Raw genomic sequence first — 26,721 nt, forward strand, 5'->3', positions numbered from 1 at the left:
CCGTAGTTTTGCTCTTTAACTCGGCCTAAATAAATGTGAATGAGAAGGATTATAAAGCTTTGATCTATTATTACCTATCTTTAATGTTGGACTAATTATATATAAAGTTGTTCTGATTAAATTTTGTTCTTGAGAAATTTTTGCCATCTCACTCAAAGGTATAACTTTTATCCATTCATCTGGCCAAGTTACTCTATATGCAATTGCTACAGGAGTATTCGCAGGATAATACTTTATAAGTATTGATTGCACTTCTTTTACATGTCTTGCACTTAGGTAAAGACATAAAGATGATTGTATAGATGCTAGTTTTTGAAGACTTTCCTTCTCTGGCTTGCCTGTCCTGCCATCAGCTCTGCTAAGTATTATTGTTTGGGTTAAATCTGGAATTGTCAGCTCGAATCCTAAAGTCGCTGCTGTTGCTTGATAGGCACTTACTCCAGGAACTACTTCCACCTCAATTCCTTCATCATTTAATTTACATATTTGTTCTGAGATGGCTCCATATAAGCAAGGATCACCATCATGGAGACGAACAATTCTTTTCCCTTCCTTATGCTTTTTAATTAAGATTAAAAGTATCTCTTCTAGAGTTAATGAACTTGTCTTTATCTTTTCACAATCATCTTTGACAAGTTTAGTTATTTGTAGAGGGATTAGAGAGTCTGTCCAAACAAGAACATCGGCTGATTTTAGTCTTTGTTGAGCTCTTATTGTCATTAAGTCTAAAGCGCCAGGGCCTGCTCCTACAATTGAAATCGGATTCATTGATTTCTCTCATTAATCAAGGATGGATCAGGGAGGGCTTTTTTAGAAATATAAATTCTCCATATTCCTAATAAACCTGCACTAATTAAAAATAAGCTAATCAATTGTGCTATTCGTAGTCCTCCTTCGCAAAAAGGTGGCACCCCACCCAAGCAGAGAGGATCAGTTCTTAAGGCTTCTATCCAAAACCTGCCTAAACTGTAAGTGATTAAATATAAGCAACTTAAGCTGCCAGATGGTAGCTTAAGTTTTCTTTTATTTGCCTTTTTAAAAAGAAAAATCAGTATGCCAAAAACAAAAATATTCCATACTGATTCATAAAGAAAGGTAGGGTGAAAATAATCTTGCGACGAGAATATTTCTGGTCTAAATCTAAAAGGTATAAATAATTTCCAGGGTAAATTTGTAGGTATCCCAAAAGCTTCATTATTAAAAAAATTCCCCCATCTACCTATTGCTTGGCCTAATGCAACTGAGGGGACCAAAACGTCTATAACATCCCAAAAAGGTTCTTTTCTCCAGCGACAAAAAAATACAATGGATAATGTACCCATAATCAGTGCACCATGAATTGCAATTCCTCCTCCCCAAATTTCTATTGCACTGGGAATAGGAATATTTAAGTTCAGGAAATAAATAGAACTCCAGAAGTTTTTACCAGTGTAGTTTCTCCATTCAAATGCAACATAATAAATTCTTGCACCAATCACGGATGCCAAAACTAAAATAGGTAGTAAATCGCTAATAAGGCTTTTTTTTAGTCCTTTTTTTAAAGCTAATTCTCCTGATAAATTTAAACCTAATAAAACTGAAATAGCTATTAGCAATCCATACCACCTTAATGAAAAAGGGCCCAGTTGAAAAAACTCAGGCCCAGGTGATCTAAGCGCTAAAAAAATATGTTCCATCAACTATTTGAATTTATAGTCCTTCAGCAGCTTGAACTTTTTCTACTTGTTTCTTTTTAAGAACTAGCATTATTTGGGATAAGCCAACTCCAATAAAGAAAATTATCATTCCAATAACTCTTGCCTTACTTTGTAAAACTATTTCCTTGTCAAGTTGACCAAAACCTCCAACATTTGGGTCTTCAGTTAATTCCGCACCTTTCTCAATAGTATCTCCTTCTTTTATTAATAATGAAGTCCCAGCAGGAAGATTTTCAGTAAAACTTTCTCCTTCTTCATTGTTTAGATTAATTATTTGAGTTCCATCTTCGTTTGTTTCTATTGAGGTTATTGTCCCTGAATTTGTTGCAGTAAACAAATTGTTATTGCTCTTCTCACCAGTTGGATAAACTTGACCTCTGCCTCTATTCCCTCCTACATGAATTGAATACTTTCCAAAATTATATTTGCTGTCTTTTCTAGGATCAGGCGATAATACAGGGAAGACAATCTCTCTGTTTTGATCGCCAGGTAAAGGGCCTACTAAAATAATATTTTCTTGTTCTTCGCTGTATTGGGTGTAGTAAACACCTTGTGTCTCTTCTTTTATTTCATCAGTCCATCTTTCTTGAGGAGCGAGCTTAAATCCATCTGGAAGCATTACTACGGCTCCAACTTGGAGAGGAACTTTGCTTCCATCAGCTCCAATTTCTTGCAGGTCCTTTTTATAAGGTATTTCTACGACTGTTTTGAAAACACTATCAGCAGCAACTGCCTGAGGTACTTCAGCTCTTGTTGGCATACTTGCTACATGACAATTGGCGCAAACAATTTTTCCAGTTGCCTCTCTAGGATTATCAAATTTTTGCTGAGCCCAAAATGGGTATGCCCAAGTTGGTTGAGGAATTACAAATATTGAAAATCCAATAAAAACTGAAAAGATAAAAAGTTTTAATGATCGACTCATGGTTTTAGAAATGGCATTGAAGTTTTTTTTCATTTGTTTATCATCCCCACCAAGGATCAGTACCAGTTCGAAAATCAGTTTCTGTCCACTGACTCACTAGAACTTGATCATCCTCAACTGAGACATGAGCTATCGCTAGAGATAGAGGGGCTGGTCCTCTTACAACTTTTCCTGTGGAATCGTATTGACTTCCATGACATGGACACATGTATTTATTTGCTCCACTATTCCATGGCACTACACAACCAAGGTGAGTACAAATAGCATTAATTCCGTAACTAGTAATTGCATCTTCACCCTCAACTATTAGGTAGGTTGGATCCCCTTTAAGTCCTTGGACCAAACTTCTATCACCAACTGGGTGGGTTGATAGCCAACCAGTTGCACTTACATTGTTTCCTAACTCATCTTTTGCATTTGTTCCGCCACCTCCACCACCGGACCTATATGGAGTGAAGTATTGGGCTACTGGATATAACGCTCCTAAAGCAACCCCTGTAACTGTTCCAAAGGTAAGCAGATTCATAAACTGCCTTCTGCCCATTGAGGGCACATCTGCAGTTGTCATTTGTGTCATTACAGACGTTCACCTATACATAGATATTAGACCAAAATGGACACATAAAGGGTTATTAATCTCTGCCAAGACTAGGTTTTGAAATGAGTTTTGAATTTAACGCGTCAAATTCTGGTCGTTACTCTTCTTCAATTCCATTGGAAGCAGAAGAAGTAATGGAGTGCTTAAGAAGGCGCTGGGGCGTAACATATGATTTGAGATTGTTAATAAAAAGAGACCGAATATATTTGCAAATGATGTGGGGCTTTTTAGAACAACAGTCTTTTCCAATAGATGAAGAGACCTTTAAAGAAAATTTAAATCGAACCTTAGAAATAATTAACCGTGCCGGCCAATCCAAATTTGTTAGAAATTGGCTGGAAAATGTTCAGGCTAAACCAAGACTAGGCAAAGCAATTACATTGGCTTTGCCTATGGATCAAAGGATGGACGAATTTGTACTTTGAGATTTGTCGTTATAGCAACTAAACCAATTCCAATAAAAAACAAAAAAGTTATCGATGATGATAAAAGAAGCATGGTTATGGGATCAGTTGATGGAGTTAGAACAGCTCCTGCAATAGCTGAGGCCATCACTACAAATCTCCACGCAGATAACATCTTTTTCCAAGAAATTATTTCAAAGAAACCTAAAATTAATTGAAGTATTGGTAATTGAAAGGCTAAACCAGTTGAAAGCATGAGTAGAAGGACAAAATCTAAATATTTTTCTATTGACCATAGTGGTTCAACCACATCGGCCCCATAATTTATTAGAAATCCCAAAGCTGCAGGTATCAAGGCCTTCCAAGCAAATAAAATTCCTAAGAAAAATAAAATTGCTGAACCTGCAACTGATGGTGCTATTAAAAGCTTCTCTTTTTCAGTTAGACCCGGAAGGATGAACTTTAAAAATTGGTAAAGTATAAAAGGAAGAGAAAGAGTAAGCCCTCCATAACCCGCAACTTTTATTGAAGTAAATAAAAATTCACCAGGCGCTACTTGTAAAAATTGTATTTTCCCCGCTGGTATCTCTAATGCTTGTACGAGCTTCCTTACAAACAACAAGCAAAAACCTGATGAAAGAAGAACTGCAATAAGACTTTTTAGGATCCTTTGACGAAGTTCTTCAAGATGATCTACTAAAGGCATTTCAAAGCTTTGAGATGCCTCACATGAATCAGCTTTTTCCTCGATTTTTATAGGAGGAGGAGCTTTTAAAATATTTTCGTTTTTGTTTGAACTATTCAGTTGGATTTAGCTTAATAAGCTTATTTTAGTAGCAAATTTAGTTTGTAAGTAGTAACTAAGAGATTTTCTAGATATTTTAGAATTGATAAATTATTGATAATTTGTCTATCTGGAAAGAGTCTTTTAATTGTTTTTTGTTGGGTCAGGCAAAATAAAAGGAGGACAATCATTTAGTGAAGATTCACCATAACTCGCATATTCTTTATAGCCTCCCATTTTCCCATTGGTTTTCATTAAGGCGCTTGTAAATGCTAATAAAAGAAAGACTGTGGGAGCACCGATGATTAAAGCAGCACCAAATAAATATCCAATTAAAAACTCTGGGAAAGTGTGATTACCAAGAAACTCATGCGTGCCTAGCAAAAAGTCAATCATTTTAAACTGGTCTAATGAAGCTGATAGTAAGTCATTGAAGTTCACTTCTGGTGGAAATATTTCGCAGCCCTCTCAGCTTTTCCCCATATGACCTTCCCATCCCTATGACTAACAGTTCCAGGTAAGGACCCTGAAATCCTTTGTAGATTTTCAATTGGAACCATAATTATTGGTGTAAGCTTGTTACCTCTCGCACGGCTAAAGAAAGAAGCAAGATCAGCAGCTAACTCAATATCTTTATCATCAAAAAGACCATTGGATGATTTAAGTACAACATGGCTTCCAGGTGTCTCTTGAGCATGAAACCAAAGATCTCCTTTTTTCCCTTTCCTTAGACTAATTAATTCGTTTTGCCTGTTATTGGAACCTATTTGAATCTTTAGACCGCTAGGACTTTTAATCTCTTTTATAGTTGAAGCCTGTTCCTTTTTTCTATTTGATTTAAACTTGTATGAATTTTTTTTAATGCAAATATATTCTTCTACCTCTTCTTTAAGTTCAATAATTGAATCTAGTTTATTTTTACTAGCCCCATTATTCTCATATATTAATGAATCAAGAAATAACTCACAATATTCAATCTCAGATATTTTCTTCTTGTGAAATTCAACTCTATTTAGAATTGATTCTCTAGATCTTTTTTTCCTTTTAGCTTCTTTGAATAAATTCTGAGCCTCAATTATTTGCTTCTTCGTTGGGGATTTCAAGCTTAGAATATTATTAGCCTTGCTTTGCATGGTTATATATTCAGAAATATTTTTAATTAGCAATTGCTGCACTTCTAGTTTCTTTAATTCACTATCTTTTGACTTTTGGAGATCATATTTTAATTTTTCTCTAATAGAATTTATTTTCCTATCTATAATTTTATTTGAATAATATATGCCAAGGCTAAGACCAATTTTTGTATTCTCAACCTTTGATTTGCCTTCTCCCCAAACTACAAAATCAGTAGGCCCATCGAAATTTATAGTGTAATTATTATTCTCAATATCTACTATCCAATTCTTCCATCTTTTATATATTAATTCCCATGTTGTTAATTCAATACTTGTTACCGATTGGTTTATTATATTAATTGCTTCATTGTAATTATTGCTTGCTATTTGTAATGTTAGAGCTGGACTTATTCCTTGGTAGGTATCTTTAAGGCATTTCTTGAATGTTGATGGAACCAAGCATATATTATCTTTCCATGAATGAAATGATTCAGATAGCTTAGGGGCTAATCCTTTAAGAGCTGGAGGAGACTTGTAAATATCTCCAGTTCTTATTGGTCTTAGTCTTGAGTGATTTTCTTTTATTTGTTTCCCAAGAGTAATTACTTTGCTTGATCTGTCTAAAAGTAAAATATTACTGTGTTTACCCATTAACTCGACTACCATTTCTTTCTCAATTTCTTTACCAGGTCTGCTAGAGAATTTAAACTTTACTATTCTTTCAAACCCAGTTTGTTTTATCTCTACCAAAGCTAAATTGACTAATAAATGTTTTAGTTGTTTCGCTAATGTGCTTTTCTCACCATATCTTTTTGGAGATGGTATTTGGACAATTCGAGGAGACTCAGCAAGCCAGCTAATTTCTATCCATGTAAGGTTCTCTAGTGTTCTAAATCCTAATTGAAGAGTATGTGAATCAATTTGCTGTGCATTCTCAAATCTACTTGGGACTATTTCCTCGCTAAGTTCAAATACAACCGCTTTAAGGGTTGTTAAGTCCATTATTTGAATTGGAACTTTGCTCATCTATCATCCTTTTAATTTTATGATTAATTTAATTAACCTTTGCTAGGTAAATTAGATAGGATTTGTTTATGTCATCTTTAGGAAATCTTACTGTTCTTACTGGCCCAAGCGGGGTAGGTAAAGGAACAATTGTTAGGAAAATCCTTGAAAGTCATAGTGATGTATGGCTTTCTATATCTTCTACTACTCGTCAACCAAGATCTGGAGAAGTTGATGGAGAGCATTACTTCTTCTTAGAAAAGAAAGATTTTCAAGAAAAAATTGATAAAAAAGGTTTCCTGGAGTGGGCTTCATTCTCTAATAATTTTTATGGAACTCCAAAAAAAATAGTTCAAGAAAAAATAGAAAAAGGAACTAATGTTCTTCTTGAAATTGAATTAGAGGGGGCCCGACAAATTCGAAAGTCTTTTCCTAGAGCATTACAAATATTTTTGGCCCCGCCTAATTTAGCTGAACTTGAAAAAAGAATTAGAGGTCGAGGAACTGAGACTGAGGAAGCTATCAGAGACCGCTTGGCGATAGCCAAGCAGGAACTTATTGCGATAAAAGAGTTTGACGCTGTAGTTATTAATGTAGATATCGAAAAAGCCTTCAAAGAAATTGAAGGCTTAATGGGATTGAAAATTTAAATTTAAATAGTGATTTTTATTTTTAAAAAGACATTGGGTGGAAAAGCAAGTCTGGCACAAATCTATTAAATTCAACAATAATACCAGCTGTTAGAGTGATCCAAATCGCTGATACGACTGGGGCTGATCTAAACCATTTAGTACGAAATAATTGAAACATGATTGAAAAATTAAGTGATTTTTTTAATTAAATAAATAATTTTTAGCCTCTTGGACCATTAAGTGAAACATTATTGTCTTTTTCCCTAAGCTCTCCATTCTTTCCTTCTCTATTAGCTTGGAGAGGCCAAGCTGCTCCTCTCTTCAAGCATTGCCAAGCTAAATCAGTGTCAATAATAATTTCATATTCTGCAGCATTCTTTTTGCCTCTAACAGCTCTTACATACTCCCTTCCAGACCAACCAATAATTCCAGCAATATATATAAACATTACTCCAGGTATAAGTAGATCTCCTTCATGACCTCGGTTAAACCATGCACCCCAAGGTTCTATGGGAGGACCGATTATTAAATGAGGAAGACCATCATCTCCGCATAATGCTTTGCTATATCTTTCAAATCTTTTTATGGCCTGATCTGTGGAAGCTGTGCTTGCTCTCTCTTGAAAACGAGGATTATCAGCGCAGGATACCAAAGCAGAAGCAGTGAAATCTGTAGGAGCTCTATCAGCATTTAGTGCTGGACCTGGTCTTGCATTGGCTATAGGAGCTATTCCTAAGAAGAGAAATGCTGAAAGTAGAATTGATAAAAGACGACTCATGAGTTCTGATTTTTATCTGTTGCCCTGTTTTAATGGGATTTCAATACTAAACTTAGTTGATCACAAGCTATAAATGTCAATAATTTTATCCCTCGAAACAAGTTGTGACGAGTCGGCGGCGGCATTAGTTTCGGATGAAAAAGGAAAAATTGATTTGATAGCTAATGAAATAGCTTCTCAAGTAGCAGAACATTCTAATTGGGGTGGCGTTGTCCCTGAAATTGCTTCAAGAAGACATTTGGAAAATCTTCCATTTTTAATTGAAGAAGTTTTTGCAAAATCAAAATTACAGATAAAAGATATAGATGCAGTAGCAGCAACTGTTACTCCAGGATTAGCAGGTTCACTCTTGATCGGATCAATTACGGCAAGAACTTTGGCTAATTTGCATCAAATTCCATTTTTAGGAATTCATCATTTGGAGGGACATCTTTCTTCAATATATTTGGCAGAAAATCATCCTAAACCTCCTTTCTTGGTTTTATTGGTTAGTGGAGGTCATACTGAATTGATAAAAGTTGATGTTCAACATAAGTATCAACGTCTTGGTAGAAGTCATGATGATGCAGCTGGAGAAGCTTTTGATAAAGTTGCAAGACTGCTGGGGCTTTCATATCCAGGGGGGCCAGCAATTCAAAAAATAGCTGAATCTGGAGATCCAAAAAAGTTTTCATTCCCAAAAGGTAGAGTTTCTAAGCCTGGAGGTGGTTTTTATCCATATGACTTTTCTTTTAGTGGTTTAAAAACGGCTGTTTTTCGTCAAATAGAAAAGCTCAAGTCAGAAAATATAAAATTACCAATAGAGGATATTGCTGCAAGTTTTGAATACATAGTGGCTGAGGTATTAGTTGAGAGGAGCTTGCGTTGTGCCCTTGATCAAGGTTTAACTTCTCTTGTCTTGGTTGGAGGGGTCGCAGCAAATGTGCGATTAAGGAAAATGATGCTTTCCCAAGCATCTGAAAAATCAATTGACGTTGCTCTTGCGCCTATGGAATTTTGTACTGATAATGCAGCAATGATTGGGGCGGCAGCTTTGTTAAGATTGTCATCACCAAACACTCAAAGTTCAATGGAATTAGGTGTTTCTCCTCGATGGCCTTTAGAAAAATCCGATTTGCTTTACGATCCTAAACCTCCTTTTTAATCAATATTTTGAAGCTTTTAATTTTTTTCTAATGTCTTTAAATCAAGGAAATGAAACAAATAAATCCACGAGGGAGGCAAGCTCACGTGAACTTAATTCCTGGAAAAGAGGATTCACTCCACAAGCTGAGATATGGAATGGTCGAATAGCAATAGCAGGTTTAATTATTGTATTAACTATTCTTTTAGGATCAAATTTGATTTTTTCTAGCTAGAAAAATAGATTAACTTTATGATATCCTTTTATTTTTATTTTTTGCTTGTCATTTTGCTTATTTAGTGAATGTAGATCTTATAGATGGATCTTAAAAAGAGAGTTGAAGACTGGTAAGAAGACAGTAGTTTTTATTGGCTTAAATCCTTCAAACGCGAATTCATCTAATAATGATAGGACTCTTATTAGGATAATTAATTTTTGTTCCAGATGGAATTACAAAAATATCTATATAATTAATCTCTTTGGATTGATCTCTAAGGCTCCTTTTCGACTATCAAAAAGCAATGATCCAATAGGAAAAAATAATGATTTAATTATTTTAAAATCATTACTATTTTGGAGGGAAAATATTAATTGTGATTTATGGTTAGGATGGGGAGACAAAGGCCAATTAAATGGTCGTGATCGTGAAGTTCTAGAATTAATTAAAAACTTTTCAAATTCAAACGAAAATAATTATCCTAAGCGTGCTTTTAGTTTGGGACTTAGTAAAAAAGGGAACCCTCGCCATCCACTTTATATGCCTAATGAATCTATCTTAAGACCATTTGCTCAGTAATTTTTAAATGGTTTTGTCAGTTGTTTTTTAAATTAGAATCTATAAATAATTTTTGGACTGAAAGGATTGCTACTGTAGAAGAATATGTAAGTAAATTTAGCTTATTAACTTATTTATTTTCTTAGGTAGATTTAATGGATACTCGCTTATGTCTTCATTGCTAGTTATTTATGACTCCTGAGCGGCTGGGCTTGCTCTGGGGCATCACAGTTTTTTCTGGAGCTGGAGCAAGATTATTATCAGTGCTAACAGGACTTCCTGGGGTAGTTTTATTGTTGCTATCTGGTTTATTGATTGGAAGATCAGGCCTTGGATTGGTTGAACCATTAGATCTTGGTAAGGGGTTGGAGACAATCGTGGGTTTATTGGTAAGCCTTGTTTTATTTGATGGTGGTTTAAATCTTCGATTTCCTGGAGGGGCAATAAAGTCAATAGTTCTAAGAATTTCTTCGATAAGATTAATTATTTCATTGGCAGCTGGATTTCTTGCTGCACATTGGTTAGCAGGTCTTGATTGGTCCGTCGCAGGTGTTTACAGCGCAATTGTTCTTGCTACCGGACCAACTGTTGTAACGCCATTGGTTCGACAAATTCGACTTGCATCACCATTAAGTGATGTGCTTGAAGCTGAAGGTTTAATTCTTGAACCTATAGGAGCAGTGCTTGCACTTCTATTGCTAGAGCTTGTTGTAGGAGACCTGCATGGATGGAGAGAGCTACTTCTTGGTTTACTTTCAAGGCTTGGAGGAGGAGTTTTAATTGGTTCAATTGCAGGCCTATTGCTTTCAGAAGGTTTGAAGCGCTTAAGATCTGAGCCTTATGTAGGGATCAGGTTGCAACTAACTCTTGGGGTTATTTTTTTACTTTATGGAGTATGTGAATGGCTATTACCTGAATCAGGATTACCTGCTTCTGTGGCAGCAGGCTTTGTTGTAGGACAAAGACCTTCTACAGAGGCGAATGAACTTGATAAATTAATAAGAGAATTAGCACAGTTAGCGATAACTATGCTTTTCCCTCTACTAGCAGCAGATGTCTCATGGGGGGAATTGAGTCCTTTGGGTTGGGGAGGTATAACGTGCGTACTTTTTTTGATGGTTATTGTGAGGCCAATAGCTGTATCCATAGCAACCTATGGATTACCGCTTGATAATAAACAAAGATTGTTTCTTGGTTGGTTAGCTCCTCGTGGAATTGTTACAGCAGCAGTTGCCTCATTGTTTTCAATTAGGTTGGAACAAGCAGGCGTTTTAGGGGCAGGAAAACTTCAGGGATTAGTTTTTTTGACAATATTAATGACAGTAGGGATACAAGGTTTAACAGCTCAACCCATAGCAAAGATGTTGGGTTTATTGGATGAAGATAAAACGCTAGATAAACCGACTAATGCGGGTTCTATCTTTACTGAACCTTGAGAGTAAAACCCAACTTTGAATTAGATCAGGTCCATTAAGAGTTCCAAAAAGTGCAGCTCTAAGACTTTTCATAACAAAACCTTTTTTTACTTCGCAGTTTTTTGTTGCTTGATTAATTAGACAAAGCGCTTCCTCTTTACTAAAGGATGCAGCATCAAAGTTTTCCATCTTTTCAAGAAGAAACTTCAAAATTATTTTTACTTCTTTTATTTCCAATTGCTTTTTTCCGTCATTACATAATTCTGGCTCTTCAAAAAAAGGTTTAGCTTGATCAACTCCATCATTAATAAGAACCATAGATGGTCCTATTAAACCTACAAGATCTTTCCCCCATTCTTGACTTGGTAGATTCCAACCTTTTTCTTTAAATAAAGGATCTAAATTTTCCAAAAGAGTTTCGGTTGACATTTCATGGATTACTTGAGAGTTGAGCCAGTTCAATTTGTCCCAATCAAATTTTGCTGAAGCTTTGTTAACCTTTTTAAAACTGAAAATTTCTGAAATTTCTGAAATTTTGAATCTTTCATCTATTCCCTCTGGAACAGACCAGCCAAGTAAAGTCATATAATTTGCCATTGCTTCAGATGTATAACCCATCTTTTTGAATTCAGAAATAGAAGTAACCCCATCTCTTTTTGAAAGCTTTTTACCTTCAGAATTAAGAATTAAAGGAGTATGGGCGAAAACTGGAATATTTAGATCGAGAGCTTCGTAAAGAAGAATTTGCTTTGCTGTATTTGCAAGATGATCTTCTCCCCTTATTACATGAGAGATTTTCATTGCTGAATCATCTGCTACAACAACTAAATTGTATAAGGGGTCGCCAATTGAATCTGCTGGCGCTCTTCTTGCAATGATCATGTCACCGCCTAAATCTTTTCCACTCCAAGTCATTTCACCACGAATTAAGTCATTCCATGAAATTAATTTTTGATCACTGATTTTGAATCTGATAACAGGTTCTCTTCCAGCTTCTATAAACTCTGATTCTTGTTCTGGTGTTAGATTTCTGTGCCTGTTGTCATATTTTGGAGCCAAACCATTTCTCTTTTGAGTTTCTCTCATTTCATCTAGTTCAGCTTCTGATGCATAACATCTATATGCAAATCCTCTAGCGATTAGATTTTTTATAATTTGCTTATGCTCATTTACTCTTTTACTTTGAATTGTGGGGGATTCATCCCAGTTAAGTCCTAGCCACTGGAGTCCATCATATATATTTTTTATATACTCCTCTTTTGATCTTTCAATATCAGTATCTTCAATTCTTAAGAGAAAAGTTCCACTCTCTTTTTTTGCAAATAGCCAATTAAATAGCGCCGTTCTTGCTGTGCCTAGATGAAGTGTTCCAGTAGGACTTGGTGCCAATCTTACCCTAACTTCCAAAGTGCTAATTCGATTGAAATACGGGACCGACGGGATTCGAACCCGCAACTTCCGCCGTGACAGGGCGGTGCTCTAACCAGTTGAACTACGGTCCCAGCTTTAGGCCTTACAAAGGATTCTATTTATCATTAGAAATACTTTGTAGTAACCCAATGAGTATCATCCTAAAAATGCCTTCTAGTCAACTAAGGATTAATATTGTTGACTTAATAACTATCTTTATAAGGTTTTTTTCAAGCTAACTCTCTATTAAAAGAGATTCTCATGAAACAAAACTATATAAGTAGATGACTTTTAAGGGCGAAAACCTGCAGGCTCTATGAGCCTAACTTGATTACCACGAGCGGTGAACTCGCGGCCTTGGTCACTTTGCACTACAACTCGGCCACCTGATTTTACACGAATAACTCGAGCCCTGACCCAGCCTAATGCGGCTGATTCAAGAACTTTTACGACATCGCCAGGTTGAAGATCCAACTCCATTCTTTAAAAAAGTAACTGCAGAAAGGGTTTGCGAACGCGCCGTGGAGGACTTGAACCCCCGACATCAGGTTTTGGAGACCTGCGTTCTACCAACTGAACTAACGGCGCATTTTTATACCCTTTAAGTCATTGTTGAACAATGACTTTTGATTGAGGAGGCCGAAACCTCAGCGGTCGAAGCGCTGCTTTACGCGTGTGGCTTTGCCCACTCGCTCACGCAGATAAAAAAGCTTCGCTCTTCTTACTTTACCTCGGCGCTCAACCTTAATGGATGCAACTTGAGGACTATGAACCAGAAAAATTCTTTCAACTCCTATACCTTGAAAAATTCGCCTTACTGTGATTGTTTGATGAATCCCTCCATGACGCTTAGCTATTACAACACCTTCGTAGGGCTGAACCCTCTCTTTATTCCCTTCACTTATTCGGACACCAACACGAACAGTATCTCCAACGTAGATATCAGGGAGATCTTTGCTTAGTTGCGTATCTTCAAAAGTCTTTATTATTTCTGCAGGAGAGAGCTTTTTTATTGAAACTTTCTTCCCCTTGGATTTTGCTTCTGAAGCATCTTTTACTCCAGAATCCTTTGGAGCATTTGATTCATCTTCAACTTTTAGCTCTTCAGAAGAGGGCTCTTTTGAATCAACGGACATCGCCAATTACTCTTAATTTGACCGAACACATATTGTAACCGCTTGTTTCTCAAAATAAAAATTTTTTATATATCTGGTCTTGTCATCCCGATCTGACCAAGAATATCCCATTTGGCTTTTACTTAGTTATTGATTGCTCGTAAAAAAAAAACTAGTCTTTGAAAACATTTTTTTTTCTATAGAATTTTTATTAAAGAAAAGATTTTTTTTTATAAAATGCCAGCTATCCATTTGATAGTTTAACTAGTATTAGATTGTTAATAAGATCCAAATTTTGAGGCGTTTACTTTTTCCCTGAACAATGAAACTATTCTCTGATCTTCTTTCTTCAGCAAATTCAAAAATTCCTATTAATAAGGGCCCTGTTATTCAACAAAGAAGAGGAGTTGAAATTAAGTCTTCAAGAGAGATAGCAATTATGCGTAAATCTAGCAAAATTGTTGCAACTGTACTCAGTGAAATTAGAGATCTCGTTAAACCTGGAATGTCTACTATGGATCTAGATAATTATGCAGAAAAGCGAATAAGAGATCACAATGCCGTGCCAAGTTTTAAAGGCTACCATGGTTTTCCTGGTAGTATATGTTCAAGTATAAATAATGAGGTTGTTCATGGAATTCCAAGTAAGACAAAAATTATTAGTGATGGAGATTTACTTAAAGTAGATACAGGAGCTTTTTATAATGGATATCATGGAGATAGCTGTATAACTATTTGTGTGGGTAAAACTTCAGAGGAAGCAATAGAATTAAGTAGAGTTGCGAAAGAAGCTTTAATTCTGGGAATAAATCAAATAAAGCCAAAAAATAAACTTCTAGACATAGCAGGAGCGATAGAAGATTACGTTAAAGCTAATGGTTTTAGCGTTGTGGAGGATTATACCGGACATGGAGTAGGTCGGAATCTTCATGAAGAACCCTCAGTATTTAATTTTAGAACTAATGATTTACCAAATGTCACGCTAAGAGAGGGTATGACGATTGCAGTAGAACCTATAATTAATCTTGGGTCAAAATACTGTAAGACACTGCGTGATGGATGGACAGTAATTACAAAAGATGGAAACCTATCTGCTCAATGGGAACATACAGTTTTAGTAACGAAAAATGGTTTCGAGATACTTACCGATAGAGGAGACTGAATTACTTTCATTAACTTTTAAAAGTATCATTTTGAGTAAATTCTCTTTATTAAGAGAGTATATAATCTTCTAAATGATTCAATGATTGGCATTAATAAATATGTTATTGGGTTTGGAGTTACTATTATTAGATAGTCATCTTTTTCTGCTTTTTGGACTATTTTTTTTGCTACAAATTCTGGTTTCATAATACCTTGTGGGTTCAATCGAGATTTGAAAGGGCCTAATATTAATTTTTTGATAATAAAGTAATTTGTTTTTTCCAGTAATAACTTACTTTTTTTTAAACTTACAAGTTCACCTATTAGACGTTTCGTTATTTCATATACCGGACTAAAAGCTATTTGAAACTCAGCTTCTGATGTATTTATCCATACTTCCTTTGAATTATTATTAGATAATGCTAAATCCTCAAAGATTTCTATTAATCTCCAGTGACTAAGTGAATTTATTTCTATAGCTTGATTTATTTCATTTGAACCAATCATTTCTTTTGGATTGAATCCATGATTAAGTATTAAAATATCAATATTAACAAGGCTTCTTGAAAGGAGTTTTTCTTTTCCGCATGACCAAACAATCCAATCATCCGGAGTGCTTTCACCGGAGTTACTATTATTTGTTTTGTTGTGAGTTAAGCCAACCACATGAGCTCCTTTCCTTTTCAATTCTTTTATAAGAGACTTGCTAAGACTTCCATTCGCACCGGTTATGGCAATTTTTGAACCTTTAAACCTTGAGGTGGATGACAAGTTTTTCATCATTTAGTTGAATCCATTGTATTTCTTGCAAAAAATTAGGAATTAGTGGAGAATTTTTGTCTAATTAGAATTTTATACAGTTTTAGTGTTGAGAACTTTTTCAAAAAGCCTAAACTTGTAAAGTAATTAATCTCTCATCAGGTCTTTAATTAATGAGCAAGACTTTTCTAATTGGATCATGTGAACCTTTTAGCGGTAAGTCAGCATTAGTTCTTGGCATAGCAAGAAATTTAATTGCTTCAAATTATTTGGTTAGATTTGGTAAACCATTAGCCACAAGCCTAGAATTAAATGTCTCTGAAAAAGGAGACATGCTAGATATGATTGATGATGATGTTAGGTTTGTTGGCGAAACATTAAAATTATCAGTCGAGAATTTAATTCCTTCCATTCAATTTTTGGCCGCTGCTACTGCCAGTCAGAGGATTCAAGATAATACTTTAGATGCTGGGATTAAATTTGATGACTTAAAATCATCTCTTGATTCTTCAGATGAGGCTATCAATATTCTTGAAGCAGCAGGTAGCTTGCACGAAGGACTCTTGTATGGATTAAGTCTCAGTCAACTTGCTAAAGGTTTAAACGCTAAAGTTTTACTAGCTCATTTTTGGCAAGATAGTAGAAGTGTTGAAGCTTTATTGGAAGCTAAAAATCAATTAGGAGAGCATCTGTGTGGTGTTGTTTTAAATGCTGTTAACCCTGAGCAAATCAAAGATATAAAAGAAAATATAGTTCCATCTCTTAATTCACTAGGTTTAGATGTCTTTGGAGTAATGCCGAGGTCACCTTTATTAAGGAGTGTCACTGTTGAAGAATTGGTGAGACGTTTAAATGCTCGAGTTATTTGTTGCTCTGACAGGCTTGAGCTAATGGTCGAGACGTTGAGTATTGGCGCGATGAGTGTTAATTCTGCAATGGAATTCTTTAGAAGAAGACGAAATATGGCAGTAGTGACGGGAGCTGATCGAACAGATATCCAATTAGCGGCTTTGGAAGCCTCTACTCAATGCTTGATACTGACAGGTGCTGGCGAACCATTACCACAATTAATTAATAGATCAGAAGAATTAGATGTCCCATTGCTAAAAGTTGATAGAGATACTCTCTCAACAGTTGAAGTTATTGAACAAGCTTTTGGTCATGTTCGTCTTCATGAGACAGTCAAAGCTACTTACGCTTTTCGATTAGTACAAGAACATTGTGATCTTGATCGAATCTTTAAAACTTTAGGAATTTCTTCTTGAGTTCATGAATAGTGGCTAACTTTAAATTATCTGAATTAGGATGTCCTTGAGTCGATCACTCGATCTTCCTGCATTGGGACGAGTTGATACTCTCGCTCAGGAATTGGCCTTGTTGAAAAACGAGGGGAAAAGAAGGATTGCTTTTTTAGGGAGCAGGCATGTTCCTGTTGTATCAATTCATATAGTTGAATTAATTGCGCGTTCTTTGGCTCAAGAGGGACATTCGATAATCACTTCAGGCTCTCAAGGTGTAAATGCTGCAGTAATTAGAGCGGTTCTAGATGTTAATCCCTCTCTCTTAACTGTTTTGTTGCCTCAGTCTCTTGATAGGCAAACTGCGGAGGTAAAGGATCTTCTTGGTAGCGTTTTACATCTAATAGAGAAAGAAGACAACAATGATTTGCCTTTGCCAATGGCAAGTAGTCTCTGTAATCAAGAAATTATTAATAGATGTGATCAATTGATTTGTTTCGCATTTCATGACAGTGAAACATTATTGAGTAGTTGTCATAGTGCTGAAGATATGGGAAAAGTTGTGAGCCTGATTTTTTTTGATTGATTTTCAATCAAAGATAATTCTCTGTTTCTAGATATTTTAAACTTGCGAAAAATCTCATAATTATATTTATAAGCAATATGGTTTTTTTTTTATAAGATAGTGGAAACAAAGAGAATTTTTTATGCCGTCTTCTTATTCTTTTGATGTGGTTTCAGAATTTGATCAGCAGGAATTAGTCAATGCTATTGATCAATTGAGGAGAGAAGTAGATCAAAGGTATGATCTGAAAGACTCAAAGACAGAAATAGATATTAAAGAAGATGAATTATCTATTGTTTCTCTAAGTGATATGACAATCGGATCTGTAAAAGATATTTTATTACAGAAAGCCACTAAAAGAAATTTATCATTAAAGATATTTGATTTTCAAAAAATTGAAACTACCGGAGGAAATATGGTAATGCAAATTGTTAAGTTAAAGAAAGGTTTGCCTCAAGAAATCGCTAAGAAATTGAGTAAGTTAGTTCGAGATAATTTGAAGAAGGTAACTGTATCAATACAAGGAGATAGCTTGAGAATTACAGGTAAAAATAAAGATGATTTGCAATCTGCAATTAATTTAATTAAGAATCAGGAAGATGATTTAGAAATAGCTCTACAATTTCAAAATTATAGATAGTAAATTAAAAATTAAAACTTTATCAATAAGATTTTTTTTATGGAGAAATTAATAGAAAGACTTTCTAAAAAAGCAGTTGTTTTATCCGGACAGTCAAAAAATGAATTAGAAAGATCATGTTGGATGATTGTTCATGAGCATAAGCATGGCGTGATGCCAACAGAATATGATATTAGGGAGATTGATGAAGAACTATATTTGGAGGTTTTAAAAACAGCTAGAGAGATTACTGAAGTATAGAAGAAAGGTGATTTTTATTTATTGAAAATGATAATCTTGCGGGTTTGAAAATAAATTTAATATTTTTTCTATCTAACAATTTTCGCAATACTTGCTAAATCAACATAAAATCATTTTTAGATAATCTTTTTTATGACAACTCCATTTCGTAATGTGACTCCGAATGGACCAGGTGGCACAACAACTCTTCTACTTGTCCTTTCATTTACAGGCTTTTTACTTCTTACTCAAGCATTTTTCGTTGTTCCAGCTGGACAGGTTTCAGTCGTAACAACATTAGGAAAAGTAAGTGGTGGATCACGTAAACCTGGTTTGAATTTCAAAGTACCTTTTGTCCAAAATACTTATCCTTTTAATGTTCAAACTCAAGTTAGACCCGAAAAATTTGATTCATTAACCAAAGATTTGCAAGTCATTTCTGCCACGGCTACTGTTAAATATGCTCTAAAGCCTAATGAGGCTGGAAGAGTTTTTAAAACTATCTCTTATAACGATAGAGAGATATATAACAGGATTATTCAACCATCATTACTTAAAGCACTCAAGTCAGTTTTTTCAAAGTATGAGTTGGTAACAATAGCGAGCTCCTGGAGTGATATTTCTGAGTTGGTTGAGCAAACAGTAGCTGATGAACTTAATAAGTTTGACTACGTTGATGTCCAATCACTCGATTTGACTGGATTGACTATTGCTGATGAATATCGAGCAGCTATCGAACAAAAACAGATTGCTGAGCAGCAATTATTGAGAGCTCAAACTGAAGTTAAAATTGCAGAGCAAGAAGCTCTTAGATACGATACGTTAAATAAAAGTCTTGATGATCAAGTTCTTTTTAAATTGTTTTTAGATAAATGGAATGGTGAGACACAAGTTGTTCCTTCATTGCCAGGAAATAGTTCAGGAAATGTTCCTGTAATTGTTAGAGGAAAAAATTAATTAGCCTTAAAAATTGACTATAAAAAATCCAATTTATTAATTTAAATTGGATTTTTTTATGAAATTTCAGAGAAACTTTCTTGAAAAGCCTTTATTGTTGAATTTATATCATCTTCAGAATGTGCAAGTGATGTAAAACCCGCCTCGAATGCACTTGGAGCTAAATAAACACCTTTTTGAAGCATCAGTCTATGTAATTTGCTAAACCGATTTGTATCAGCGGATTTAGCTTCTTCAAAGTTTCTAACTGGTCCTTCACAGAGATAAAAACCGAACATTGCGCTAATGCTTTGACCATAAATAGCAATATTTGACTCTTTTGCAGCTGTAATGACTCCATCGATAAGTTTTTTCGTAAGAGCTTCTAATTTTTCATAGGTACCTTCTTGCTTAAGGAGTTCAAGAGTTTTAATGCCTGCTGTCATAGCAAGAGGATTACCGCTCAATGTACCTGCTTGATACATAGGGCCAGAAGGCGAAACCATTGACATGATTTCTTTGCGACCGCCATAGGCTCCAACAGGAAGTCCTCCACCAATCACCTTCCCCATAGTCGTTAAATCAGGAGTTACTCCAAAACGCTCTTGGGCACCTCCATAGCTGATTCGAAAACCAGTCATTACTTCATCAAAAACTAAAAGAGCACCGTTCTCCTGGGTTACCTCTCTCAATCCCTCTAAGAAACCTGGTTCAGGTGTTATGAAGCCTGCATTCCCAACAACAGGCTCAAGGATGACTCCAGAAATCGCATCTGGGTTTTCTGCAAAAAGCTCTTTTACAGCTTCAAGGTCGTTATAAGGAGCAGTAAGCGTATTGGCTGTTGTACTTCTTGGAACACCTGGTGAGTCTGGCAAACCAAGTGTCGCTACTCCTGAGCCTGCTTTTACTAAGAACATATCAGCATGCCCGTGATAGCAACCCTCGAACTTGATAACTTTATCTCTGCCAGTAAAGGCTCTCATTAAACGAAGAACAGCCATGCAAGCTTCTGTGCCGCTATTTACAAAGCGAACCATTTCAACGCTTGGTACGGCATCTATGACCATTTCAGCAAGTTTGTTCTCGAGCAGACAAGGCGCTCCGAAGCTCGTCCCTTTTTCTAGTGTTTCCTGAAGAGCGGAAATCACCTCTGGGTGAGCATGTCCACAAATCGCAGGTCCCCAGCTACCTACATAGTCGATGTATCTGTTTCCATCAACATCCCATGCATAAGGACCCTTCACTCGATCAAAAACGATGGGATCCCCTTCAACAGATTTGAAAGCTCTTACAGGTGAACTGACTCCACCAGGCATTAAATTTTTGGCAGAGCCAAAAATTTCTTCAGATCTTTTTGTGTTCAACGCGTCTGTCACAGCACCTCAGCGAATGAGCTCATAAACACAGTCAGCCATAATGGCCTAAAAGTGACTGATTCGTCTAAATTTTTGAATCTGTTCAGCATCTGGTTATTTTTTTTAATCTTTAATAGACTCATCTTGATAAATGAGTTTAATCCTAAAAACAAGTGACAGATTGACTTTCTTGGAGATCAAACCCATTAAATTCAATGTTTTTTGGTTGATTGTAAATATTTGATTTGTTAATTCTGTGATGATATGAAAATAGAAAAAACCTAATTTTTTAAAAGAAAAATTCATTTTCAACGTCTGATTGAGGCCAGCTAATGTCGACAACTACAGGCGCGTGATCACTGGGTTTTTCTCTAGATCTTGGCTCTTTATCGATCCAACAACTATTGGCGCAACTAAGAATATCTTCTGTTAAGTAAATATGATCTATTCGCCAACCCTTGTCTCTTTCCCAGGCTGAATGGCGATAATCCCACCAAGACCAATTTTCATCGCCTGGCTCAAAAATTCTAAAAACATCTTCTAATTCATCTCCTAAAGCATTTTTAAGTAATTTCCTTTCTTTTGAAGAAGCCATAATTGATTCTTTGTAATTATTTGGTGTATGTATATCTCTATCTTCAGGGGCAATATTAAAGTCTCCTAATAAACATATAGGCGTATGACTTGAATTGATTTTTCTCAGATAAAACTTTAGACATTTTAGCCATTTTTCTTTATAAATAAATTTATCTGAATCTATAGATGATCCATTTGGAACATAAACATTTATAATTGTAATGTCATTGATTTCGGCACTTATAATTCTTTTTTGCTCATTTAATATAGGTAAATCTTTATAGTCCTTTAGTACCTCATTAAACCCAATCTTGACATTATTAATTGGAAATCGACTTATTATTGCTACTCCATTGTATGACTTTTGCCCATAGATTGAAACCTCATATCCAAGGTTTGAAAAACTTTCAATTGGAAAAAACTTATCTTCTGTTTTTGTCTCTTGCAAGCAAAGAATGTCAATCTTGTTAGTGACGAGCCATTCTTTGACATGATCTATTCTTGAACGAATAGAATTGACATTCCAGGTTGCAACAAGCAAGACTTAAAATTTATTTCTCAAGTTATTATCATGTAAATTCGGACGAAAATTTAGTTTTGATCCAAACTGCACGTTTTATTAATGGTCAATTATTATTGGCTTTCGCTTGTTTAGCACCAATTTTAATTACAGCAGGGCAAGTTTTTTCTTCATCAAGAACAATAAGAATTTCGGAATTAAAAAATTATTCAACTGATGAGAAAAGAGATATTTACAGTACTTTCGATACAGAAGATCAAATTGATCAAGGTTTACCAATAGATCCATTTGATTTAATGAACCGTCTTAAACAAGCAGGAGCGATGAATAATGCTACAACTCCATCAGATGCGCTTGATCAAGCTCTCAATGCATTTGATCAGTCAGAGTATGAAAATGTCCCAAATGAATAAAATCACAATAGTATTTGTAGGATTTTGGTAAATTTAAGTTTGGTCACTAATGGCCTATTTATTAAATAGATGCAGAACCATCCAATCCCCTCGGTCACTGATCCATTGCAATACCGGGCAATTGGATTAGTTAGAGGCATTTACAAGCCTCAAGATGATGACACCTTTACTCGTGGAGCTTTAATTGACTCTAAAGGTAATGAAATTGATTCGGTTGTTCTTGGCAGAGTAATAACCTTGATTCGTAATTACGTTTCTCTAGAAAAACCTCACCTCTGGGTCGTATATCCAAGATGTAGGAATAATCAAAATCTTCATTTACAAATCACAGGCATTTGGGAGCCTAGTACTTTAAAAAAAGATATTGTAGAGAGCGAAGTATTTAATGAAGCTTCAAGTTCCAATTTTGATTCTGATGATTTATTGGAAGGAGATGATTATTTTTCAATAAGAGGAGAATTGATTTTTACTAAGCCAGAAGAAAAAGAGGTAGTTATAAAAATTCGTCAAAAGCCAAGAAATCAGCAAAAAAAAGCTTTACCTTTCAAAGTGAAACTTAAAGGTGAAGTACCTATTAATTACTTAAAACATTTTATTAGTCTTGATGTTCGACGTGTTGACTATCAACTTTTGGTTGAGGATTTTCAAATAATAGGCCCTCTTTCTCAACAACAAATAAATAGTAAAAGTAGAAAAATCTTAAAAAGTAAAAATTAGTCTTATTTAAAAAAAAATTAAATCAATGTATTTTATCTGTAAAACTGATTATATATTTCCTCATAAATGAAATCTATTTTTATTGATTGTAGTCTTGGAATATCTGGAGATATGCTCGCATCAGCATTGTTAGATTTAGGTGTTCCGCACTCAATTTTTTTGAATAATTTAATAAGTTTAAATATAGATAAAAATTATAACTTACAATTCCAATTTGGAGATAGTGAAGGTATAAGAGGAATTGTCTGTACAAAAAACAAAATTCAATTTAAGGAATTATCTAGAAGTTTTAATGATATAAAAAACTTACTTCTCGATTCAAGCCTTAATGACTATGTGAAGAAAAAGTCTATTAGGGTTTTTGAAATTCTTGCAGAAGCAGAAGCAATTGTTCATGGGAATGAAATATCAGATGTTCATTTTCATGAACTAGGATCAATTGATTCCATACTTGATATTGTTAATGTTTGCTCCGCTATAGATTTTTTAAAGCCATACAATATTTATTTTTTAAATCCACCTTCCGGTAAAGGAATCGTATACACCTCACATGGACCCCTGCCAGTTCCAGTCCCTACGGTTCTAGAGATAGCTAGGCAAAAAAAAATTCCATTAACGGTGCTTGATGATAAATATTTTGGTGAAATAACAACCCCTACTGGCATCGCATTGATAGCAACTTTTATAGATAAGTTTAGTCAACCAGATAAAATAAATATTGAAAAGATTGGCATAGGCTTAGGAAGTAAAAATATTTCTCGACCTAATTTTTTAAGAGTTCTTCTAATAGATGAAAAGGCTGATTATATAGAAAATAATCAGCCTTCTTATGAAACTATAATTTCTCAGGAGGCTTGGATTGATGATTCCACACCTGAAGATATCGCGGTTTTAATCGAAAGATTAAGATCTGCAGGAGCTATCGATGTCGTTTGTTATTCAGTTGATATGAAAAAAAATAGAAAAGGTATATGTATACAAGCTATAGTCTACCCAAAGGATAAAAATTTACTGAGGGAAGTTTGGTTTAACTATAGTACAACAATTGGAATGAGAGAAAATAAGATTAGCCGCTGGATCCTTCCCAGAAGAATAGTGAGTCATAAAACTAAATTTGGGAAAGTTAATGTTAAACAAGTAATGAGACCAAATGGACAGATTTCAATAAAAATAGAACATAAAGACTTAACTCAAATAACTTTAAATACAGGAATTCCAATAGAAGAGTTACGTCATAAATTAATCATAGAATTATCAGAATTTTATGAATTAGATGATTGGTCTTTTTGATACTTAATTTTAATATGATTAGAATTATCAGAAATAATTTATTTTTTGGAATGATCTCTAAAATCAACATTAAACTTTTGATAACATTAATTTGTTTTACATTTATTGGAACTTCAATATATGGAAATTTTGAGTCTTTATCTAACCAGGTAATTACTAGTGAAAAGATATTATTGCTATTATGGGGAATTATATTTAGTTTTTTAAGTATAATAATTAATGCTTATGCATGGAAGTTTTTAATTATTAATATTGGTTGTAATATTAATAATTTGAATATAGTAAAATTATTTTTAGCTACAAATATATATAAATATTTGCCAGGAGGAATATGGCATTTTGTATCTAGATATAATACCTTGCGTTTAGAACTTTCAAGTGAAAAATCAATTGAATCTATTTTATTAGAGCCAATTTTAATGCTTGTTGCAGGATTTGTTTTTATACCTTTTAGAGGTTTTAATATCTTTATCTATATACTTTGCTGGTCATCTACTTTAGCCTTTTTGCCAGAATTTAGACAATTTCTAATCAAGAAATTAAAGGCAATGAAGGCATCATTTTTTACTAATAATAATATTAAAGACAGAAATTTAGCTCAAAATAGCCAAAATATTTCAACAAGTATATTTTATCCATATAAGCCGCTATGTGTAGAGATTATATTTGTTTTTTTCAGATTCCTTGGCTTTTTATGCTGTATAAATGCATTCTCTATCGGGTCATTAATTTCTCATGGTGAATTAATATCCTCCTTTTCCCTGGCATGGATAATTGGCCTTATAGTCCCTGCAGCGCCAGGAGGTTTAGGTGTGTTTGAATCTGTGATTCTATTTAGTCTTGGTTCACATTTGCCAGAGGTACCTCTTTTGTCCTCATTGCTTTGCTATCGGCTTGTTTCAACTGTTGCTGATGTCTTGGCAGCTTCGATTTATCCAGTTAAAAAATTATTTAAAGTTTAAATATATATTTTAGTTATTTCTGTTATTTAAATTTGGTATTAGAGCTAAAGAGGCTATTAATCCCAAACAAATTATTATCATTGAAGGTAAGATAGATTCTGCTACTCTTTCATCTCCTGCATATTGGAATATTCGTACTGAAAGCGTATCAAAATCAAATGGTCTTAATATAAAAGTTAATGGTAATTCCTTTATTGTGTCAACAAAGACAAGAAGCATACCTACCAACATAGGCCCTTTGAGAAGTGGTAGATGTATTTTGAAAAGGACCTCTGACCAGTTCTTCCCAAGATTTATGGCTGCATTATCTATATTTGGTGAAATCCTCTCAAAGCCAGCATCAAGCCCACCTTTTGAAACAGCTAAGAATCGTATGCTATAACCCCAGATTAGTAAGCTTAATATGTTTATTTGCCAGATATTTCCTTTAAAGGAAAGAAGAGCAAGGGCTAACACAGATCCAGGAATTGCATAGCCAATACTGGATAAGAAGGTTAATATATTTAGCCATTGATGATTATGCCATCTCTTGGAAATTGATAAAATTAATGAAATAAATATAGTTATTAATGAAACAACTAAGGCTAAACTAAAGCTTCTAATAGTTAATCCAATTAAATCTGTATTGAAGCCTTGGTTCATTTGTTCAATATTTATTAATGCCCATGTAATTGGAATACCCAATGTAAGCATTGGAGGAGTAAAGGTTATAACTTGAGCAAGGAATAGATTTATACCTTTTAATTCCCATTTTGGTGAATCCCCACTGCTTATTCCGTCTGTCCATCGTTTACTTCTTTCTCTTGATTTGCGTTCAATTGCAACTAATAAAAAAACTAAAATCAGAGCAATTAAGGCAAGAGAAATGGCACCTGAGGGCTCACCTTCCTCTACCCAACTCTCAAGTATTCCAGCAGAAATACTTGGAATATTTAAAAGTTGAACGGCACCTAACTCATTTATGATTTCCATTGCCATTAAAGCTAACCCAGCAGCAATTGAGGGAATTGCAATTGGCAGAGATATTCTAAAAAAACTTTTCCAAGGACCTATCCCAAGAGTTCTACATGCTTCAATTTGTTTTCTACCGCCTTTCGTAAAACTTTCTGAACTTAGTAGAAATACATATGGGTAGGTAGTAAATGACATTATTATTACCCCCCACAACATACCGGTAATTCTGATGGAATTTATGCTGCCGAGGTCAATGAATGTGGCTGCTAAAAGATAGGCTGGAGTTGCGAAAGGAATTAGTTGGCAAACTCTAAGTATTTTTCTACCTTTAAAATGGCAATTGGCTAAAATCCACCCATTTGCTATACCTAAAAATCCTCCTAAAGTTAGAGAAAAAATCAATAGTAAAAGTGTTCCTTTTATTTCATTAAGATTGGCTGTAGTTAAATAAAATGACCCTTTTTGAATACCGTATAAACCCTCTCTGACTAGAGTAAACAACGGCCATAAAATAAAAAATGTTAATACTATTACTAAGTACTTTAATAAGTCACGACTATTATTTAATCCCATCAGATTATAGATAAAATTAATATTTCTTTCTTTTATTAAGGCCTTTGGAGTGGATTTTAGTTCGTTCAATTTATTCTTAAATTTG

The 26,721-nt window shown here is 34.6% G+C and carries 32 protein-coding genes and 2 tRNA genes; 16 read left to right on the top strand and 18 right to left on the bottom strand.

Translation table 11 applies throughout. The features are described 5' to 3' along the window. Positions 1-15: 15 nt before the first annotated feature. From cobM to petC, 4 genes are read right to left on the bottom strand one after another with little or no spacing between them, the layout of a single operon-like run. Complete coding sequence (cobM, locus tag SIB53_RS06435; RefSeq protein ID WP_413677439.1) at positions 16-768, bottom strand: precorrin-4 C(11)-methyltransferase; 753 nt, start codon at positions 766-768, stop codon at positions 16-18. Then, positions 765-1,676, bottom strand: a complete 912-nt coding sequence (lgt, locus tag SIB53_RS06440; protein WP_413677440.1) for a prolipoprotein diacylglyceryl transferase — start codon at positions 1,674-1,676, stop codon at positions 765-767. The genes cobM and lgt overlap by 4 nt, the downstream gene beginning before the upstream one ends. Positions 1,677-1,689: 13 nt before the next feature. Then, positions 1,690-2,655, bottom strand: coding sequence for a cytochrome f (gene petA, locus SIB53_RS06445; RefSeq protein ID WP_413677441.1), 966 nt, complete (start codon positions 2,653-2,655; stop codon positions 1,690-1,692). A gap of 7 nt (positions 2,656-2,662) precedes the next feature. Then, entirely contained in the window at positions 2,663-3,199 is a 537-nt protein-coding gene (gene petC / locus SIB53_RS06450) for a cytochrome b6-f complex iron-sulfur subunit (RefSeq protein ID WP_413677442.1), read from the bottom strand. A gap of 83 nt (positions 3,200-3,282) precedes the next feature. Between petC and SIB53_RS06455 the strand changes: the two genes are divergently transcribed. Further along, positions 3,283-3,645, top strand: coding sequence for a DUF3067 family protein (locus SIB53_RS06455; protein ID WP_413677443.1), 363 nt, complete (start codon positions 3,283-3,285; stop codon positions 3,643-3,645). Here the strand turns inward: SIB53_RS06455 and tatC are convergent. The 3 genes from tatC to SIB53_RS06470 all read right to left on the bottom strand — a co-directional run bounded on the left by tatC (position 3,611) and on the right by SIB53_RS06470 (position 6,549). Continuing rightward, positions 3,611-4,330, bottom strand: coding sequence for a twin-arginine translocase subunit TatC (gene tatC, locus SIB53_RS06460; protein WP_413677444.1), 720 nt, complete (start codon positions 4,328-4,330; stop codon positions 3,611-3,613). The two genes, SIB53_RS06455 and tatC, sit on opposite strands and share 35 nt — an antisense overlap. A 222-nt stretch (positions 4,331-4,552) precedes the next feature. Continuing rightward, positions 4,553-4,804 carry a hypothetical protein gene (locus SIB53_RS06465; RefSeq protein ID WP_269604755.1) on the bottom strand — a complete coding sequence of 84 codons (252 nt, stop codon included), beginning with the start codon at positions 4,802-4,804 and terminating at the stop codon, positions 4,553-4,555. 41 nt (positions 4,805-4,845) lie between these two features. Next, positions 4,846-6,549, bottom strand: a complete 1,704-nt coding sequence (locus SIB53_RS06470; protein ID WP_413677445.1) for an NFACT family protein — start codon at positions 6,547-6,549, stop codon at positions 4,846-4,848. A 68-nt stretch (positions 6,550-6,617) separates the two neighbouring features. Between SIB53_RS06470 and gmk the strand changes: the two genes are divergently transcribed. Continuing rightward, entirely contained in the window at positions 6,618-7,178 is a 561-nt protein-coding gene (gmk, locus tag SIB53_RS06475) for a guanylate kinase (protein ID WP_413677446.1), read from the top strand. Positions 7,179-7,200: 22 nt separating this feature from the next. Here gmk and psaJ read toward each other — a convergent pair whose 3' ends face one another. Together psaJ and SIB53_RS06485 are read right to left on the bottom strand one after the other, a co-directional pair. Next, positions 7,201-7,338, bottom strand: coding sequence for a photosystem I reaction center subunit IX (gene psaJ, locus SIB53_RS06480; protein ID WP_038651554.1), 138 nt, complete (start codon positions 7,336-7,338; stop codon positions 7,201-7,203). A 42-nt stretch (positions 7,339-7,380) separates the two neighbouring features. Next, positions 7,381-7,938, bottom strand: coding sequence for a Photosystem I reaction center subunit III (locus SIB53_RS06485; RefSeq protein WP_413677447.1), 558 nt, complete (start codon positions 7,936-7,938; stop codon positions 7,381-7,383). A 73-nt stretch (positions 7,939-8,011) separates the two neighbouring features. On the opposite strand from SIB53_RS06485, the gene tsaD reads away from it, so the two are divergent. From tsaD to SIB53_RS06505, 4 genes are all read left to right on the top strand, one after another. Next, positions 8,012-9,082 carry a tRNA (adenosine(37)-N6)-threonylcarbamoyltransferase complex transferase subunit TsaD gene (gene tsaD / locus SIB53_RS06490; protein ID WP_413677448.1) on the top strand — a complete coding sequence of 357 codons (1,071 nt, stop codon included), beginning with the start codon at positions 8,012-8,014 and terminating at the stop codon, positions 9,080-9,082. A 31-nt stretch (positions 9,083-9,113) separates the two neighbouring features. Then, positions 9,114-9,296 (top strand): high light inducible protein, encoded by a 183-nt coding sequence (locus SIB53_RS06495; protein WP_413677449.1) that lies wholly within the window; start codon positions 9,114-9,116, stop codon positions 9,294-9,296. A gap of 102 nt (positions 9,297-9,398) precedes the next feature. Beyond that, positions 9,399-9,857 carry a DUF1643 domain-containing protein gene (locus SIB53_RS06500; protein ID WP_413677450.1) on the top strand — a complete coding sequence of 153 codons (459 nt, stop codon included), beginning with the start codon at positions 9,399-9,401 and terminating at the stop codon, positions 9,855-9,857. A 170-nt stretch (positions 9,858-10,027) separates the two neighbouring features. Next, on the top strand, positions 10,028-11,272 hold the full coding sequence (locus SIB53_RS06505) for a cation:proton antiporter (RefSeq protein ID WP_413677451.1): 1,245 nt from the start codon (positions 10,028-10,030) through the stop codon (positions 11,270-11,272). On the opposite strand, the gene gltX is transcribed toward SIB53_RS06505, so the two are convergent. From gltX to rplS, 5 genes are all read right to left on the bottom strand, one after another. Then, a complete protein-coding gene (gene gltX / locus SIB53_RS06510) occupies positions 11,228-12,658 on the bottom strand; it encodes a glutamate--tRNA ligase (RefSeq protein ID WP_413677452.1) in 1,431 nt (476 codons plus the stop codon). The genes SIB53_RS06505 and gltX overlap by 45 nt on opposite strands. 21 nt (positions 12,659-12,679) lie before the next feature. Further along, a tRNA-Asp gene (locus SIB53_RS06515) sits at positions 12,680-12,753 on the bottom strand. A gap of 199 nt (positions 12,754-12,952) precedes the next feature. After that, a complete protein-coding gene (locus SIB53_RS06520; protein WP_006043540.1) occupies positions 12,953-13,141 on the bottom strand; it encodes a hyperconserved protein Hcp in 189 nt (62 codons plus the stop codon). Between the two features lie 35 nt (positions 13,142-13,176). Continuing rightward, positions 13,177-13,249, bottom strand: a tRNA-Trp gene (locus SIB53_RS06525). A 59-nt stretch (positions 13,250-13,308) separates the two neighbouring features. Next, complete coding sequence (gene rplS / locus SIB53_RS06530; protein WP_413677453.1) at positions 13,309-13,797, bottom strand: 50S ribosomal protein L19; 489 nt, start codon at positions 13,795-13,797, stop codon at positions 13,309-13,311. Positions 13,798-14,098: 301 nt separating this feature from the next. Between rplS and map the strand changes: the two genes are divergently transcribed. After that, positions 14,099-14,938 carry a type I methionyl aminopeptidase gene (map, locus tag SIB53_RS06535; RefSeq protein WP_413677454.1) on the top strand — a complete coding sequence of 280 codons (840 nt, stop codon included), beginning with the start codon at positions 14,099-14,101 and terminating at the stop codon, positions 14,936-14,938. A gap of 26 nt (positions 14,939-14,964) precedes the next feature. Here the strand turns inward: map and SIB53_RS06540 are convergent, their stop codons facing one another. Continuing rightward, positions 14,965-15,702 (bottom strand): short-chain dehydrogenase, encoded by a 738-nt coding sequence (locus SIB53_RS06540; RefSeq protein ID WP_413677455.1) that lies wholly within the window; start codon positions 15,700-15,702, stop codon positions 14,965-14,967. Positions 15,703-15,851: 149 nt separating this feature from the next. On the opposite strand from SIB53_RS06540, the gene SIB53_RS06545 reads away from it, so the two are divergent. The 5 genes from SIB53_RS06545 to SIB53_RS06565 all read left to right on the top strand — a co-directional run bounded on the left by SIB53_RS06545 (position 15,852) and on the right by SIB53_RS06565 (position 19,297). Beyond that, complete coding sequence (locus tag SIB53_RS06545) at positions 15,852-16,943, top strand: phosphotransacetylase family protein (protein WP_413677456.1); 1,092 nt, start codon at positions 15,852-15,854, stop codon at positions 16,941-16,943. A gap of 40 nt (positions 16,944-16,983) precedes the next feature. Continuing rightward, entirely contained in the window at positions 16,984-17,502 is a 519-nt protein-coding gene (locus tag SIB53_RS06550) for a DNA recombination-mediator protein A (RefSeq protein WP_413677457.1), read from the top strand. A gap of 121 nt (positions 17,503-17,623) precedes the next feature. Next, on the top strand, positions 17,624-18,121 hold the full coding sequence (locus SIB53_RS06555; RefSeq protein WP_413677458.1) for a YajQ family cyclic di-GMP-binding protein: 498 nt from the start codon (positions 17,624-17,626) through the stop codon (positions 18,119-18,121). A gap of 39 nt (positions 18,122-18,160) precedes the next feature. Next, positions 18,161-18,361, top strand: coding sequence for a hypothetical protein (locus SIB53_RS06560; RefSeq protein WP_413677459.1), 201 nt, complete (start codon positions 18,161-18,163; stop codon positions 18,359-18,361). 132 nt (positions 18,362-18,493) lie between these two features. Next, the gene (locus SIB53_RS06565) at positions 18,494-19,297 is read left to right on the top strand and encodes a prohibitin family protein (protein WP_269609827.1); all 804 of its coding nucleotides are present in this window, start codon (positions 18,494-18,496) and stop codon (positions 19,295-19,297) included. 56 nt (positions 19,298-19,353) lie between these two features. Here SIB53_RS06565 and hemL read toward each other — a convergent pair whose 3' ends face one another. After that, positions 19,354-20,592, bottom strand: a complete 1,239-nt coding sequence (hemL, locus tag SIB53_RS06570; RefSeq protein WP_413679130.1) for a glutamate-1-semialdehyde 2,1-aminomutase — start codon at positions 20,590-20,592, stop codon at positions 19,354-19,356. A gap of 328 nt (positions 20,593-20,920) precedes the next feature. Continuing rightward, positions 20,921-21,748, bottom strand: a complete 828-nt coding sequence (xth, locus tag SIB53_RS06575; RefSeq protein ID WP_413677460.1) for an exodeoxyribonuclease III — start codon at positions 21,746-21,748, stop codon at positions 20,921-20,923. A gap of 56 nt (positions 21,749-21,804) precedes the next feature. Here xth and SIB53_RS06580 point away from each other — a divergent pair, with 56 nt between their 5' ends. The 4 genes from SIB53_RS06580 to SIB53_RS06595 all read left to right on the top strand — a co-directional run bounded on the left by SIB53_RS06580 (position 21,805) and on the right by SIB53_RS06595 (position 25,109). Then, a complete protein-coding gene (locus tag SIB53_RS06580) occupies positions 21,805-22,140 on the top strand; it encodes a hypothetical protein (protein WP_413677461.1) in 336 nt (111 codons plus the stop codon). A 69-nt stretch (positions 22,141-22,209) separates the two neighbouring features. Then, positions 22,210-22,857 carry a hypothetical protein gene (locus SIB53_RS06585; RefSeq protein WP_413677462.1) on the top strand — a complete coding sequence of 216 codons (648 nt, stop codon included), beginning with the start codon at positions 22,210-22,212 and terminating at the stop codon, positions 22,855-22,857. 66 nt (positions 22,858-22,923) lie between these two features. After that, on the top strand, positions 22,924-24,147 hold the full coding sequence (gene larC / locus SIB53_RS06590) for a nickel pincer cofactor biosynthesis protein LarC (protein WP_413677463.1): 1,224 nt from the start codon (positions 22,924-22,926) through the stop codon (positions 24,145-24,147). 14 nt (positions 24,148-24,161) lie between these two features. Next, positions 24,162-25,109: a lysylphosphatidylglycerol synthase domain-containing protein gene (locus SIB53_RS06595; protein WP_413677464.1), complete on the top strand. Its 948-nt coding sequence runs from the start codon at positions 24,162-24,164 to the stop codon at positions 25,107-25,109. 9 nt (positions 25,110-25,118) lie between these two features. On the opposite strand, the gene SIB53_RS06600 is transcribed toward SIB53_RS06595, so the two are convergent. Next, positions 25,119-26,636 (bottom strand): ABC transporter permease, encoded by a 1,518-nt coding sequence (locus SIB53_RS06600; protein WP_413677465.1) that lies wholly within the window; start codon positions 26,634-26,636, stop codon positions 25,119-25,121. Between the last annotated feature and the right edge of the window lie 85 nt (positions 26,637-26,721).

Origin of the sequence: Prochlorococcus sp. MIT 0916, from assembly GCF_047305155.1 — a bacterium.
In the GTDB taxonomy this organism is placed as follows: domain Bacteria; phylum Cyanobacteriota; class Cyanobacteriia; order PCC-6307; family Cyanobiaceae; genus Prochlorococcus_B.

Coding starts and splice junctions, on each gene's coding strand:
- cobM (WP_413677439.1), bottom strand. CDS start 768: ATGAATCCGATTTCAATTGTAGGAGCAGGCCCTGGCGCTTTAGACTTA.
- SIB53_RS06470 (WP_413677445.1), bottom strand. CDS start 6,549: ATGAGCAAAGTTCCAATTCAAATAATGGACTTAACAACCCTTAAAGCG.
- rplS (WP_413677453.1), bottom strand. CDS start 13,797: ATGTCCGTTGATTCAAAAGAGCCCTCTTCTGAAGAGCTAAAAGTTGAA.
- SIB53_RS06540 (WP_413677455.1), bottom strand. CDS start 15,702: ATGATGAAAAACTTGTCATCCACCTCAAGGTTTAAAGGTTCAAAAATT.
- SIB53_RS06600 (WP_413677465.1), bottom strand. CDS start 26,636: ATGGGATTAAATAATAGTCGTGACTTATTAAAGTACTTAGTAATAGTA.
- SIB53_RS06485 (WP_413677447.1), bottom strand. CDS start 7,938: ATGAGTCGTCTTTTATCAATTCTACTTTCAGCATTTCTCTTCTTAGGA.
- SIB53_RS06595 (WP_413677464.1), top strand. CDS start 24,162: ATGATTAGAATTATCAGAAATAATTTATTTTTTGGAATGATCTCTAAA.
- larC (WP_413677463.1), top strand. CDS start 22,924: ATGAAATCTATTTTTATTGATTGTAGTCTTGGAATATCTGGAGATATG.
- hemL (WP_413679130.1), bottom strand. CDS start 20,592: ATGCCTGGTGGAGTCAGTTCACCTGTAAGAGCTTTCAAATCTGTTGAA.
- SIB53_RS06560 (WP_413677459.1), top strand. CDS start 18,161: ATGGAGAAATTAATAGAAAGACTTTCTAAAAAAGCAGTTGTTTTATCC.
- SIB53_RS06550 (WP_413677457.1), top strand. CDS start 16,984: ATGTCCTTGAGTCGATCACTCGATCTTCCTGCATTGGGACGAGTTGAT.
- SIB53_RS06585 (WP_413677462.1), top strand. CDS start 22,210: ATGCAGAACCATCCAATCCCCTCGGTCACTGATCCATTGCAATACCGG.
- gmk (WP_413677446.1), top strand. CDS start 6,618: ATGTCATCTTTAGGAAATCTTACTGTTCTTACTGGCCCAAGCGGGGTA.
- psaJ (WP_038651554.1), bottom strand. CDS start 7,338: ATGTTTCAATTATTTCGTACTAAATGGTTTAGATCAGCCCCAGTCGTA.
- SIB53_RS06465 (WP_269604755.1), bottom strand. CDS start 4,804: ATGATTGACTTTTTGCTAGGCACGCATGAGTTTCTTGGTAATCACACT.
- tsaD (WP_413677448.1), top strand. CDS start 8,012: ATGTCAATAATTTTATCCCTCGAAACAAGTTGTGACGAGTCGGCGGCG.
- SIB53_RS06505 (WP_413677451.1), top strand. CDS start 10,028: ATGACTCCTGAGCGGCTGGGCTTGCTCTGGGGCATCACAGTTTTTTCT.
- SIB53_RS06555 (WP_413677458.1), top strand. CDS start 17,624: ATGCCGTCTTCTTATTCTTTTGATGTGGTTTCAGAATTTGATCAGCAG.
- lgt (WP_413677440.1), bottom strand. CDS start 1,676: ATGGAACATATTTTTTTAGCGCTTAGATCACCTGGGCCTGAGTTTTTT.
- map (WP_413677454.1), top strand. CDS start 14,099: ATGAAACTATTCTCTGATCTTCTTTCTTCAGCAAATTCAAAAATTCCT.
- SIB53_RS06565 (WP_269609827.1), top strand. CDS start 18,494: ATGACAACTCCATTTCGTAATGTGACTCCGAATGGACCAGGTGGCACA.
- petC (WP_413677442.1), bottom strand. CDS start 3,199: ATGACACAAATGACAACTGCAGATGTGCCCTCAATGGGCAGAAGGCAG.
- petA (WP_413677441.1), bottom strand. CDS start 2,655: ATGAAAAAAAACTTCAATGCCATTTCTAAAACCATGAGTCGATCATTA.
- SIB53_RS06520 (WP_006043540.1), bottom strand. CDS start 13,141: ATGGAGTTGGATCTTCAACCTGGCGATGTCGTAAAAGTTCTTGAATCA.
- SIB53_RS06495 (WP_413677449.1), top strand. CDS start 9,114: ATGTCTTTAAATCAAGGAAATGAAACAAATAAATCCACGAGGGAGGCA.
- SIB53_RS06455 (WP_413677443.1), top strand. CDS start 3,283: ATGAGTTTTGAATTTAACGCGTCAAATTCTGGTCGTTACTCTTCTTCA.
- tatC (WP_413677444.1), bottom strand. CDS start 4,330: ATGCCTTTAGTAGATCATCTTGAAGAACTTCGTCAAAGGATCCTAAAA.
- SIB53_RS06545 (WP_413677456.1), top strand. CDS start 15,852: ATGAGCAAGACTTTTCTAATTGGATCATGTGAACCTTTTAGCGGTAAG.